10 protein-coding genes are annotated in these 12,708 nt (G+C 52.0%); 6 read left to right on the top strand and 4 right to left on the bottom strand.

The window, feature by feature from the left end; translation table 11 throughout:
* Positions 1-40: 40 nt before the first annotated feature.
* Entirely contained in the window at positions 41-1,582 is a 1,542-nt protein-coding gene (locus ACHHZ7_RS14255) for an MASE1 domain-containing protein (RefSeq protein WP_032942497.1), read from the bottom strand.
* On the bottom strand, positions 1,582-2,211 hold the full coding sequence (locus tag ACHHZ7_RS14250; RefSeq protein WP_008783889.1) for a response regulator transcription factor: 630 nt from the start codon (positions 2,209-2,211) through the stop codon (positions 1,582-1,584). Before ACHHZ7_RS14250 ends, ACHHZ7_RS14255 begins: the two co-directional genes overlap by 1 nt.
* 326 nt (positions 2,212-2,537) lie before the next feature.
* On the opposite strand from ACHHZ7_RS14250, the gene tauA reads away from it, so the two are divergent.
* From tauA to tauD, 4 genes are read left to right on the top strand one after another with little or no spacing between them, the layout of a single operon-like run.
* A complete protein-coding gene (gene tauA, locus ACHHZ7_RS14245) occupies positions 2,538-3,500 on the top strand; it encodes a taurine ABC transporter substrate-binding protein (RefSeq protein WP_003830936.1) in 963 nt (320 codons plus the stop codon).
* Positions 3,501-3,514: 14 nt separating this feature from the next.
* Complete coding sequence (gene tauB / locus ACHHZ7_RS14240; RefSeq protein WP_060682679.1) at positions 3,515-4,282, top strand: taurine ABC transporter ATP-binding subunit; 768 nt, start codon at positions 3,515-3,517, stop codon at positions 4,280-4,282.
* Positions 4,279-5,109: a taurine ABC transporter permease TauC gene (gene tauC, locus ACHHZ7_RS14235; protein WP_008783892.1), complete on the top strand. Its 831-nt coding sequence runs from the start codon at positions 4,279-4,281 to the stop codon at positions 5,107-5,109. Before tauB ends, tauC begins: the two co-directional genes overlap by 4 nt.
* Complete coding sequence (gene tauD, locus ACHHZ7_RS14230; protein ID WP_060682678.1) at positions 5,106-5,957, top strand: taurine dioxygenase; 852 nt, start codon at positions 5,106-5,108, stop codon at positions 5,955-5,957. Before tauC ends, tauD begins: the two co-directional genes overlap by 4 nt.
* Before the next feature lie 77 nt (positions 5,958-6,034).
* Here the strand turns inward: tauD and hemB are convergent, their stop codons facing one another.
* On the bottom strand, positions 6,035-7,009 hold the full coding sequence (gene hemB / locus ACHHZ7_RS14225) for a porphobilinogen synthase (protein ID WP_048226331.1): 975 nt from the start codon (positions 7,007-7,009) through the stop codon (positions 6,035-6,037).
* Between the two features lie 500 nt (positions 7,010-7,509).
* Between hemB and ehaB the strand changes: the two genes are divergently transcribed.
* Both ehaB and iprA read left to right on the top strand, forming a co-directional pair.
* A complete protein-coding gene (gene ehaB, locus ACHHZ7_RS14220) occupies positions 7,510-10,503 on the top strand; it encodes an autotransporter adhesin EhaB (RefSeq protein WP_060682677.1) in 2,994 nt (997 codons plus the stop codon).
* 89 nt (positions 10,504-10,592) lie between these two features.
* The gene (gene iprA / locus ACHHZ7_RS14215) at positions 10,593-11,216 is read left to right on the top strand and encodes a hydrogen peroxide resistance inhibitor IprA (protein WP_003830944.1); all 624 of its coding nucleotides are present in this window, start codon (positions 10,593-10,595) and stop codon (positions 11,214-11,216) included.
* 1 nt (position 11,217) lies between these two features.
* Here the strand turns inward: iprA and ampH are convergent, their stop codons facing one another.
* Positions 11,218-12,375 (bottom strand): D-alanyl-D-alanine-carboxypeptidase/endopeptidase AmpH, encoded by a 1,158-nt coding sequence (ampH, locus tag ACHHZ7_RS14210; RefSeq protein ID WP_003830945.1) that lies wholly within the window; start codon positions 12,373-12,375, stop codon positions 11,218-11,220.
* Between the last annotated feature and the right edge of the window lie 333 nt (positions 12,376-12,708).

Below are 12,708 nucleotides of genomic sequence, written 5' to 3'. Positions count from 1 at the left end.
GGATGAGAGAAAGTCCGCAGTGACTAAGACTTTTTCCTGGTTAGCGGCTGGTTTGTTGCAAATTTGTGGGCAGGTTAACAATTACTCGCGTGCCGTTGTTTGATTCGAGCGTCAGTTCACCGCCAAGGGCGCTCACCCGCTCACGCATCCCCTGGATACCGAAACCGGGAATTTTTTCTGGCAGAATACCAACGCCGTTGTCAGCGACGTCCAGAAACAAGCAATGTTCCCGCTGGCGCAGCGTAATCGACACATCGCTGGCATCGGCATGTTTACAGACGTTATTGAGTAACTCCTGCAACAGGCGATACAGCGTGAAGCGCACCGTTTCGTTTTCTGGCGTATTTTCTAGTTGATAATCAAAGCGGCAGCGAATACCCCGTTCAGCAAAAGCAAATTCATTCACCAGATGATGTAGTGCATCTTTAAAAGACAGTTCATCGAGCGCGGGGGGGCGCAGCTGGCGCAGCAGCTGACGGGTGGAGTGGTGAATACGCCGGGCCAGGTCGTTGATTTGATTCGCAGCCTCAAGCGTTTGCTCACGACCCGGTGCGCGTTTGACCAGTTGCGACTGAATTTGAATGGCGGTGATGTTCTGACCAATTTCGTCGTGCAGTTCCCGCGCCAGGCTTTTGCGCGTGTTTTCTTCGGTGCGGATCAGCTGTTCGGTCAGCGCGCGACGCGCCGCCAGTTCGGTTTCCAGACGCTGGCGATAATGGTGCAGGTTTTGCGCCAGATGCTGCTGGCGGCTGATGGCGATCCCCAGCCCTATACCCAGCAGAGCCTGGGTGGCGAGGAAAATCTCCAGCTCCAGTAAGTTACTGAACCCGACGCCGATTTGCCGGGCGATAGTGATCATCATACTGCCGAGCAATCCTGACAACACGCCGCCCTGCCAGCCAAATTTCCACGCCATCACCACGTTTGGTAAAAACACCACGATCAGCAACAGGCGCTCGATCTCCGGCGACAGCACCATCTGAGTACCGATGCCAATAATAAAAAACAGGCTACACCAGATGATAAGCGAGGTGCGCAGCGGGGGATTGGTGGTATCCAGCCCGAGCAGATGATAGCGGTGCTGCTGGCGCAGAAATTCATAGATCAGATAGACAAACGGCGTCAGCAACACGCCGCCGGTAAACGACGCCAGGCCAATCAGCGTTGCCGGGCTCTGGATAAACGGTGAAAGCAGGGCAGTATTGAGCAATGAGGTGAGCGTTACGGCGGCCAGCAGCAGCGTTAAGCGTTGCCAGTAAAGGGGAAAGCGGTGCCAGTATGACTGGCCGATGCTCGCTGGAATCAGGCTAATTAACGGCGCAGCCAGCAGGATATAGCCATTCAGTAATTGCTCGCTGTGCAGCCAGAACAACATCAACACCGGCGGCAGTATCAGCGCGGGCCAGTAACGGCGAGAAAGCAGAATTAACAGCGCGAGATAGACGCCGTGCGGCAGAAATAGCGCCGCCTGCTGGCCGTTGTGGGTCAGATAAAACCCCAGCGTCCACAGCATCAGCCAGCCCGATCCCCAGGCCAGCAGAATAAACAGAGAAATAACCCAATGCCGAAGGCTACGCGACATTAATGCCCCGTCAATAGTTGGTGGTCGAGGGCAAAATGCACCAGATCGATGGTGCTGTGGCATTGCAGTTTGCCCAGCACGTTCGCCCGATGAACGTGCACCGTCTTGTGGCTGAGGTCGAGCTTGAAGGCGATCTCTTTTACGCTGTCACCTTTAACCAACAGATCAAACACTTCACGCTCGCGCGGGGTCAGAACTTCCAGAACCTGCGCGGGCTGCTCGCCGCCGCGTAGTGCACGCAGCGCATCGGCGCACAGGTAATGGCCGCCCATGCCTACTGAGCGTACAGCCTGCACCAGTTCTTCCGGGCCGCAGCGTTTGGTCAGGTAACCGCTGGCGCCTGCGTCCAGCGCGCTTTGCACAAACGTGGGCGAGTCATAAATGCTGAGAATAATGGCGCGAAAACCGGGCTTCTGCGCCCGCAGTCGTTTTAACAGGCTCAGGCCATTTTCATCCGGCATGGCGATATCCATTACCGCGACGCTGACGTCATCATGCAGAAGTGCAGGCCAGGCCTCCGCCGCGCTGCTGTACTGACCGGTAACGTTAAGATCGTCTTCGAGACTGAGTAATTGCGCAAAGCCGGAACGCACCACCACATGGTCATCCACCAGCACAACATGAATCATGATATTGCTCTCTTGCTGACAATGGCCTCTATGATGCCTGCCAGCGCCGCGCTGGCAATCATCGTGGCGCGGATATGTAACGAATGTAACAAAATCGCAATAATTTACAGCGAGTGTAGGCCTGATAAGCGCAGCGCATCAGGCATTGATTGCGGATGGCGGCGCAAGCGCCTTATTCGGCCTACGTTCTGTAATGAGCGAAATAGCTAACTATTGCCGCTTTTTTTCTAAAAACGCTTTGTTCTTAGCCAGAATTTTTAATTCCTTTATCAAAATGTGCCGCAACGAAATACTGCCTCTATAACAAGACAGGGGAGCAGACAATCATGGCTATTTCATCGCGTAACGCACTTCTTGCCGCACTGGCATTCATCGCATTTCAGGCGCAGGCGGTGAACGTCACCGTTGCTTATCAGACCTCCGCCGAACCTGCCAAAGTGGCGCAGGCGGATAACACGTTTGCCAAAGAGAGCGGGGCGACCGTTGACTGGCGCAAATTCGACAGCGGGGCGAGCATCGTTCGTGCGCTGGCGTCCGGCGACGTGCAGATCGGTAATCTCGGCTCCAGCCCGCTGGCGGTCGCTGCCAGTCAGCAGGTGCCTATTGAGGTTTTCCTGCTGGCATCAAAGCTCGGCAATTCTGAAGCGCTGGTGGTGAAGAAAAACATCAGTAAACCGGAAGATTTGATTGGCAAACGCATTGCCGTGCCGTTTATTTCCACCACCCATTACAGCCTGCTGGCGGCGTTGAAACATTGGGGGATTAAACCCGGCCAGGTGGAGATTGTGAACCTGCAACCACCAGCGATCATTGCCGCATGGCAGCGCGGAGATATTGATGGTGCGTATGTCTGGGCACCTGCGGTCAACGCGTTGGAAAAAGACGGTAAGGTGTTAACCGACTCCTCGCAGGTTGGCGAGTGGGGGGCACCGACGCTGGACGTGTGGGTGGTGCGCAAAGATTTTGCCGAGAAGCATCCTGAGGTGGTGAAAGCCTTTGCCAAAAGCGCTATCGATGCCCAGCAGCCTTATATCGCTAATCCTGATGAATGGCTGAAGCAGCCGGAGAATATCAGCAAACTGTCGCGTTTGAGCGGCGTACCGGAGGCGGATGTTCCGGGGCTGGTGAAAGGTAACACTTACCTGACACCGCAACAGCAAACCGCTGAGCTAACCGGCCCGGTGAACAAAGCGATTATCGACACCGCGCAGTTCCTTAAAGAGCAGGGCAAAGTCCCCGCTGTCGCGACAGATTACAGCCAGTACGTTACCGATCGCTTCGTGCAATAAATAAGGAGGCGATGATGCTGCAAATCTCTCATCTTGCCGCCAGCTACGGTGGAAAACCGGCGCTGGAGGATATCAACCTGACGCTCGATAGCGGTGAACTGCTGGTGGTACTCGGGCCTTCCGGTTGCGGGAAAACCACGTTGTTAAATCTGATTGCCGGGTTTGTACCGTATCAGCATGGCAGCATCACGCTGGCGGGTAACAGGGTTGATGGTCCGGGGGCAGAGCGCGGGGTCGTGTTCCAGAACGAGGGTCTGCTGCCCTGGCGTAACGTGCAGGACAACGTGGCTTTTGGGCTGCAGCTGGCGGGCGTGGACAAGCCACAGCGTCAGCGTATTGCTCTGGAGATGTTGCAGAAAGTCGGGCTGGAGGGCGCGGGAAAACGCTTTATCTGGCAACTTTCCGGTGGACAACGTCAGCGCGTCGGCATTGCCCGGGCGCTGGCGGCCAACCCGCAGTTGTTGCTGCTGGATGAACCCTTTGGTGCGCTCGACGCCTTTACCCGCGAGCAGATGCAAACCCTGCTGCTGAAGCTGTGGCATGAGACTGGCAAACAGGTGCTGCTGATTACCCACGATATTGAAGAAGCGGTGTTTATGGCGACAGAACTGGTATTGCTGTCCCCAGGACCAGGCCGGGTACTGGAACGTCTGCCGCTTAATTTCGCCCGTCGCTTTGTGGCCGGAGAGTCGAGCCGCAGCATTAAGTCCGATCCGCAGTTTATCGCCATGCGCGAGTACGTGTTAGGTCGTGTCTTTGAACAACGGGAGGCATTCTCATGAGCGTGGTGATTAATGATAAACCCCGTCGCCAGCGGGTGCTGAACTGGCGCTGGCCGTTCTCGCGGCAGATTACCTTAAGCCTTGGTACGTTGGCCGTCATTCTGGCGGTGTGGTGGACGGTGGCGGCGCTGCAGTTAATCAGTCCGCTGTTTTTACCGCCGCCGGGACAGGTTTTACAAAAGCTGATCGTCATTGCCGGGCCGCAAGGGTTTATGGATGCCACGCTGTGGCAGCATCTGGCGGCGAGTCTGACGCGTATTGTTATCGCGCTGCTGGCGGCAGTGCTGCTGGGCGTTCCGGTTGGGATCGCGATGGGGCTGAGTCCGACGATGCGCGGCATTCTCGATCCGATCATTGAACTGTATCGTCCGGTTCCTCCCTTGGCCTATTTACCGCTGATGGTCATTTGGTTTGGCATCGGTGAAACCTCCAAGATCCTGCTGATCTATCTGGCGATTTTCGCCCCTGTGGCGATGTCGGCGTTGGCGGGGGTGAAAAGTGCGCAGCAGGTGAGAGTGCGCGCCGCGCAGTCGCTGGGGGCCAGCCGTGCGCAGGTGCTGTGGTTTGTTATTTTGCCGGGGGCATTACCGGAGATCCTCACCGGGTTACGCATCGGGCTTGGCGTGGGTTGGTCGACGCTGGTGGCAGCTGAACTGATCGCTGCCACGCGAGGGTTAGGATTTATGGTGCAGTCAGCCGGTGAGTTTCTGGCAACGGATGTGGTGCTGGCAGGGATCGCGGTCATTGCCGTTATCGCATTTATTTTAGAACTGGGTCTGCGCGCGCTTCAGCGTCGCCTGACGCCCTGGCATGGAGAAGTACAATGAGTGAACGTCTGAGCATTACCCCGCTGGGGCCGTACATTGGCGCACAAATCTCTGGTGCGGATTTGACGCGTCCGCTGAGCGATAATCAGTTTGAACAGCTTTATCATGCGGTATTGCGCCACCAGGTGGTGTTTCTGCGACAGCAGGTGATTACGCCACAACAGCAGCGGGCACTGGCGCTGCGTTTCGGCGACCTGCATATTCATCCGGTCTACCCACACGCCGAAGGGGTAGAGGAAATTATCGTACTGGATACCCATAACGATAATCCGCCCGATAACGACAACTGGCACACTGATGTGACGTTTATCGACACGCCGCCTGCCGGGGCGATTCTGGCAGCAAAAGAGCTGCCATCGGCCGGGGGAGACACTCTATGGACTAGCGGAATTGCCGCTTATGAGGCATTGTCTGAGCCGTTTCGTCAGCTGTTGAGTGGCCTGCGGGCAGAGCATGATTTCCGTAAGTCATTCCAGGAATATAAATACCGCAAGACACCAGAAGAGCATCAGCGCTGGCTGGAGGCCGTCGCTAAACATCCACCGTTGCTACATCCGGTGGTGCGGACCCATCCGGTAAGCGGTAAACAGGCACTGTTTGTGAATGAGGGATTTACTACGCGAATTGTCGATGTGACGGAAAAAGAGAGCGAGGCGTTACTAAGCTTTTTATTCGCGCATATCACCAAACCGGAGTTTCAGGTGCGCTGGCGCTGGCAGCCCAACGATGTGGCGATTTGGGATAATCGCGTCACGCAACATTATGCCAATGCGGATTATCTGCCGCAGCGGCGTATTATGCACCGGGCGACGATCCTTGGGGATCAGCCTTTTTATCGGGCGGGTTGATTGTTGGTGGGGTTTTACTTATCGGGCCTGGAACTGTCGGCCCGATAAGGTGAAGTCGCCATTCGGCAACAAAGTGGTTAGCGCAGGATTTTTTTCTCAGCCAGATCCAGTGCGAAGTAGCTGAAGATCAGATCCGCTCCAGCGCGTTTGATCGAGCCTAAACTTTCCAGAACCACTTTCTCTTCATCTATTGCACCTGCCATCGCCGCGAATTTGATCATCGCGTATTCACCGCTGACCTGATAAGCGCCAATCGGCAGCTCGGTGCGCTCGCGGATATCACGCAGAATATCGAGATACGCGCCAGCCGGTTTGACCATCAGGCAGTCTGCGCCCTGGGCTTCATCCAGCAGCGATTCGCGAATCGCTTCACGGCGATTCATCGGGTTCATTTGATACGTTTTACGATCGCCTTTCAGCGCCGTGCCTGCGGCTTCACGGAACGGGCCGTAGAAGGAAGAGGCAAACTTGGTGGAGTAGGACATGATCGCAGTATCGGTGAATCCCGCGGCGTCCAGCGCCTGGCGAATCGCCTGTACCTGGCCGTCCATTGCGGCGGAAGGGGCGATGAAATCTGCGCCCGCTGCGGCGGCAACAACTGCCTGTTTACCGAGGTTGGCAAGGGTTAAATCGTTATCAACGCCGTGATCGCATAACACGCCGCAGTGACCATGCGAGGTGTATTCACAGAAACAGGTATCGGACATGACGATCATTTCCGGTACGGTCTGCTTACAGATACGCGACATGCGCGCCACCAGACCGTCTTCTTTCCAGGCATCGCTGCCGGTCTCATCGGTGTGATGAGAAATCCCGAAGGTCATGACCGAGCGGATGCCTGCATTAGCAATACGTTCGATTTCGCGCGCCAGGTGTTTCTCTGGTATGCGCATCACGCCGGGCATGGCGTCGATAGCTTTGTAATCGTCGAGTTCTTCTTCAACAAAGATCGGCAACACCAGGTCATTTAAGCTGAGTGTTGTCTCTTCAAACATAGCGCGCAGCGCAGGGGATTTGCGCAGGCGACGAGGGCGTTGGATTAGGTCTGTCATGGTATGCCTGATGTTTGTGGAATCGAAGGCCGTAGTATACCCGAACCTGAGGGCGAGGGGTTTACGAAAGTTGGCGTTATGCCGAGGTTATGTTGATGTTACCAATGCTTGGTATTATGTGTTATCTCTATTTTTGCAATTATGACTATTTTAAATAGTGATTAGTTTTATGGTAAATTTAGTTTAATTTAATTTTTAATTAAGTGGCGAGATTTAACGGTATTTATTTGCTGACGTTTGATTTTTAAGCTAATCATAATTTCAATATATTGTTTCGCCAATGGTTTTACATGTAACTGTCTAAAATAAAAATGATTTTTACGTTTATTTGCTGTTTCGAATAATTTACATAACTATTGTCCGTAATCGGACTTAAACCAAAGAATAATTGAACCTTTCCTTTGTGAAACCGCATAATCTTCCCCGCGAAACATAAAATGTTTTCTTTGCATTGATAATTGATGGATCAACTATATTACGTCCCTGAGGAGGGATGACAAATGCACACTTGGAAAAAGAAACTTGTAGTCTCACAATTAGCATTAGCCTGCACTTTGGCAATCACTTCTCAGGCGAATGCTTCTACTGATATCTCTGGAACAACTTACAATACGTTCTCTCACTATAATGATGATACTCATGCTGACAACTGGTATTACGGTGGGTATGTAGGTTGGAACAACTACGACACGGATAGTATTTATAACGGTAATATTTATCCGGTAATCAATAACGCTACGGTAAACGGTGTTATTTCTACTTATTATCTGGATGATGGGCTGTCAACTAACAGCAATAACAACAGCCTGACGATTAAAAATAGTACCATTCACGGTATGGTGACTTCCGAATGCATGAGCGCGGATTGTACTAACCGTACGGGTACCGACTACTACTACGATCGTCTGGCGATGAGCGTCATCAACTCAACTATCGATGACAACTACGAACATTATACCTACAACGGTACGTATAATGACGCAGCTGACACACACGTTGTCGACGTTTATAACCTGGGTACAGCTATCACGCTGGATCAAGAAGTTGATCTGTCTATCTCCGCCAACTCTCATGTCGCTGGCATAACCCTGACTCAGGGTTACGAGTGGGCAGATATTGACGATAATACCGTCAGCACTGGCGTAAACAGCAGTGAAGTATTTAACAACACTATCGCTGTCAGCGATTCCACCCTGACCTCTGGTTCATGGACTGACGAAGGCACCACCGGTTGGTTTGGTAACACCAGCAATGCAAGCGACTACAGCGGCACTGCGAATTTTGTTTCTGTCGATACAGATGGTGATGGATATGCAGATGCCGCTGTTGCAAACAAATGGGACGATGTTGCATTAGCGGTTGTTGCGAATCCAAATGCTGATAATGCTATGCAGACTACTGCTACGTTTGACAACTCAACTTTGATGGGGGATGTCGTCTTCTCCAGCAACTTTGATGAAAACTTCTTCCCGAATGGAGCGGATAGCTATCGTGACACTGATAGTGATGTAGACACCAACGGTTGGGATGGTACTGATAGTCTGAATTTGACCTTAAATAATGGTAGTAAATGGGTTGGTGCTGCACAATCAGTTCATCAAACCGGATCCATTGATTTGGACGGTGATGGTGTTGGTGATATCACTACTTACGGTGTAGGTACTGAAGCTACCGCTACGCTGATCGACATCACCGCTAACAGCCTGTGGCCTTATTCAACCTACGGTATTGATAGCGACACAACTTCTTATGACGAAAATGGTCATGTAGTTGGCAACGCTGTTTACCAGAGCGGTCTGTTCAACGTCACGCTGAACGGCGCTTCACAGTGGGATACCACCAAAACGTCTCTGATCGACACCCTGAGCATCAATAGCGGTTCCGTCGTCAACGTGGGTGATTCTGAGCTGGTTGCTGACTCCATCTCTCTGACCGGTGCTTCTGCACTGAACATCAACGAAGATGGTCATGTTGCGACGGATACGCTGTCTATCGACAACAGTATCGTCACGATTGCTGATGATGTTGCTGCTGGCTGGGGTGTCGGTAGTGCTGCGCTGTATGCCAACACCATCAACGTTACCAACAACGGTGTTCTGGATGTGGGCAACAGCACGGGCGATGCACTGCAGGTTGATACGCTGAATCTGACCAGCTACACCGACGCTTACAACCATGTTAATGCGGGTGTTTTCGACATCAACAGCACTAACTATGTACTGAATGCTGACCTGACCAACGATCGTACCAACGATACGACCCAGGCTAACTACGGTTATGGCGTGATCGCGATGAACTCTGATGGTCATCTGACTATCAATGGTAACGGCGATTCCGACACCTCAGGCGATCAGTCTGAAGTTGATAACTACGGTGACCACGTAGCGGCAGCAACCGGTAACTATAAAGTTCGCATCGATAACGCGACTGGCGCGGGTTCTGTTGCGGATTACAAAGGTAACGAGCTGATCTACGTTAACGACACGAACAGCAACGCGACCTTCTCTGCAGCTAACAAAGCTGACCTCGGCGCTTACACCTATCAGGCTCAGCAGCAGGGTAACACCGTTGTTCTGCAGCAGATGGAACTGACCGACTACGCGAACATGGCGCTGAGCATCCCATCTGCCAACACCAATATCTGGAACCTGGAACAAGACACCGTTGGTACTCGTCTGACTAACGCGCGTCATGGTCTGGTTGATAACGGCGGCGCATGGGTAAGCTACTTCGGTGGTAGCTTCGATGCAGATAACGGCACCATTAACTACGATCAGGATGTTAACGGCATCATGGTCGGTGTTGATTCCAAAATTGATGGTAACAACGCTAAGTGGATTGTCGGTGCTGCAGCAGGCTTCGCGAAAGGTGATATGAGCGACCGTACCGGTCAGGTGGATCAGGATAGCCAGACTGCCTACATTTACTCTTCTGCTCACTTTGCCAACAACATCTTTGTTGACGGTAACTTAAGCTACTCTCACTTCAACAACGATTTGACTGCTAACATGAGCAACGGTCAGTATGTTGATGGCAGCACCTCTTCTGATGCCTGGGGCTTTGGCTTGAAACTGGGTTATGACCTGAAGCTGGGTGACGCTGGTTACGTAACGCCATACGGCAGCGTATCCGGTCTGTTCCAGTCTGGTGATGACTATAAGCTGAGCAACGACATGAAAGTTGATAGCCAGTCTTATGACAGCATGCGTTATGAACTCGGTGTCGATGCAGGTTATACCTTCGCTTATAGCGACGACCAGGCGCTGACCCCGTACTTCAAACTGGCCTACGTTTACGACGACTCTAACAACGATTCTGACGTAAACGGCGACTCTATCGACAACGGTGTAGAAGGTTCTGCGGTACGTGTTGGACTGGGTACTCAGTTCAGCTTTACCAAAAACTTCAGCGCATACACCGATGCTAACTACCTCGGTGGTGGCGATGTTGATCAAGACTGGTCTGCAAATGTTGGTGTTAAATATACCTGGTAAGACATCTCTTGTTGTTAAAGAAAAGATAATCTAACTCAGAAAAATGCCCGTCACGGATTTGACGGGCATTTATTGCAAGGAATGCCCAAATGTTGTCTGCAAATAAACCGCTTGTGGAATTTGGTAAGCTTGATAAATGTTTGTCAAAATATGGCAAACACTTTGAGTGTGATAACGATAAAGAAATAATTTATTCCAGTGATATAAACAGTGACGATACCTTTATCATTTTAAATGGTGTAATTTCTCTGAGGCGAGGGGAGAATGTGCTGGTCGGTATTGCGCAGGCACCGTTTATTATGGGGCTTTCAGATGGTGTGATAAAAACAGATATACAATACAGATTAATCACGGAAAGCGATTGTACGGGATACCATCTACCCGCCTCGCAAACAATTAATATAATTGAAGAGTGCCAGCTTTGGCGTGAAGCTTTTTGTTGGTTGGCATGGCAAAACTCCATGCTTGAATTACGCGATCTGCAGTTGATCGGCAACAACTCCTACGATCAGATCCGCGCGACATTGATCTCTATGACGAAATGGGATGAAGCCCTTCGTTCACGCATCGGCGTTATGAACTATATTCACCAACGCACACGAATTTCACGCTCGGTTGTCGCTGAGGTTCTCGCAGCATTGCGTAAAGGCGGTTACATTGAAATGAATAAAGGCAAACTGGTGTGCATTAACCGTTTGCCTTTTGAGTATTGAATCAGGATGCAGGAATGACCTGTGGCTTGTACCCGCTCAATTCTGCAACCAGTTCGTTGATACCGTCGCTCATATTGGTAAAACGGGTCAGCGGAGAGCGCGTCACTACGACAAATGCCCCAACGTTTTGCTGTGGGATCATCGCCATATAGGTAATGAAGCCACCGCCGCCACCGGTTTTTTGAATAATTCCCGGTCTGCCATTCTTCGGCGCCATGTAGACCCAGCCCAAACCAAGCGCATCGGCTCTGCCTGGAACGTCCATTCCCACCACTTTAGTTAACTGCGTACGCTGGTAAATCAGCGTCTGCATCCGGTCGGCCTGCTGGCTACGATGATAAAAGTCAGAAGAAAGATACTGCTGCATCCAGCGCATCATATCGCCAGGCGTTGAATAGACGCCGCCGCTGCCCATCGCTGCCAGCGTATTGTTACAAGGACTGGCACCTTTTTCCGCGACCATCAGGCGTCGACACTGATCGGGGGACGGCGTAAAGGTGGTGTCTTTCATCCCCAGCGGACGGGTGATTTTTTCTTCAAACAGCTGCGGATAAGGCTTACCGGACGCGGTACCCAGCGCATCGGCCAGCAGATCAAACGCCAGGTTGGAATAAGAAGCCTGCGATCCAGGAGCGGCTTTAAGCGTTGCCGTTGAGAGATAGCTCCAGCGCTGCTCGCGGGTTGGCCAGACAAACACCGGGCGCTTGGCCGCGCCGCCAGGCTGTTCGCGCGGCAGTGCGCTGGTATGCGTCGCCAGATTCACCAGCGTAATTGGTGTTCCTTGATAAGTGGGTACGCGTGCGCCAGGAGGTGCATATTTACTCAATGGATCGTTGAGTTTGACCGTGCCCTGATCGAGTAATTTCACCAGCATTTCGCTGGTCATTAATTTGGTAATTGAGGCAATGCGGATTACGGAATCCAGTTGCGGGTGAACATTATTGCCGGGGCGTGTTTCACCAAAACTGCGAAATACACGCTGATTACCATCAATCACCACGAGCGCCATCCCCGTAGCACCACTGCCGTAAAATATATGGTCGGCATAACGATCAACGATATCAGAGGCGAAGACCGGATCGGTTATAGGCTGTGCCGCCTGGACAGATGTCAATGACGCCGCACACAGCGCGGCAGAAAAAAGCAGACTACGTTTCAACGGTGGTGTCCATGAGTTAGAGAAAGTGAAAAAGGATGTCGTGCGTATGCGTATTTATACTACTCATCGGCGTATTGCAAAGCGCTTATCAACCAATGATAGTGGGAAAAACGTAACGATGAGTAAACACAGGAGTTTCCTGGATTGCGGATGTTCGCTTTTGTGATCTCACGCTGTGATAATCTGCACATACTGGAACGTTGTCGAGTGTGAAAACCACAGAAACAATTCTTCATAACCGAGGTGCGAACTAAGTGCCTCGGTTTTGGTCACAATTGTCGGTTTCAGCTTGTGTTTTTGGGCGTAAGCCGTCTGGCCTCCGCACTCTACGGT

The organism is Citrobacter freundii complex sp. 2024EL-00216, from assembly GCF_043945515.1.
Taxonomy (GTDB): Bacteria; Pseudomonadota; Gammaproteobacteria; order Enterobacterales; family Enterobacteriaceae; genus Citrobacter; species Citrobacter portucalensis.
The sequence above is the reverse complement of the archived record's forward strand: the minus strand, read 5'-3'. Positions and strand labels throughout refer to the sequence as shown.

What these genes read in the sequence shown, in the direction of transcription:
- ACHHZ7_RS14250 (WP_008783889.1), bottom strand. Translation starts at nt 2,211, where the DNA reads ATGATTCATGTTGTGCTGGTGGATGACCATGTGGTGGTGCGTTCCGGC.
- ACHHZ7_RS14255 (WP_032942497.1), bottom strand. Translation starts at nt 1,582, where the DNA reads ATGTCGCGTAGCCTTCGGCATTGGGTTATTTCTCTGTTTATTCTGCTG.
- tauA (WP_003830936.1), top strand. Translation starts at nt 2,538, where the DNA reads ATGGCTATTTCATCGCGTAACGCACTTCTTGCCGCACTGGCATTCATC.
- hemB (WP_048226331.1), bottom strand. Translation starts at nt 7,009, where the DNA reads ATGACAGACCTAATCCAACGCCCTCGTCGCCTGCGCAAATCCCCTGCG.
- ehaB (WP_060682677.1), top strand. Translation starts at nt 7,510, where the DNA reads ATGCACACTTGGAAAAAGAAACTTGTAGTCTCACAATTAGCATTAGCC.
- tauC (WP_008783892.1), top strand. Translation starts at nt 4,279, where the DNA reads ATGAGCGTGGTGATTAATGATAAACCCCGTCGCCAGCGGGTGCTGAAC.
- iprA (WP_003830944.1), top strand. Translation starts at nt 10,593, where the DNA reads ATGTTGTCTGCAAATAAACCGCTTGTGGAATTTGGTAAGCTTGATAAA.
- tauB (WP_060682679.1), top strand. Translation starts at nt 3,515, where the DNA reads ATGCTGCAAATCTCTCATCTTGCCGCCAGCTACGGTGGAAAACCGGCG.
- tauD (WP_060682678.1), top strand. Translation starts at nt 5,106, where the DNA reads ATGAGTGAACGTCTGAGCATTACCCCGCTGGGGCCGTACATTGGCGCA.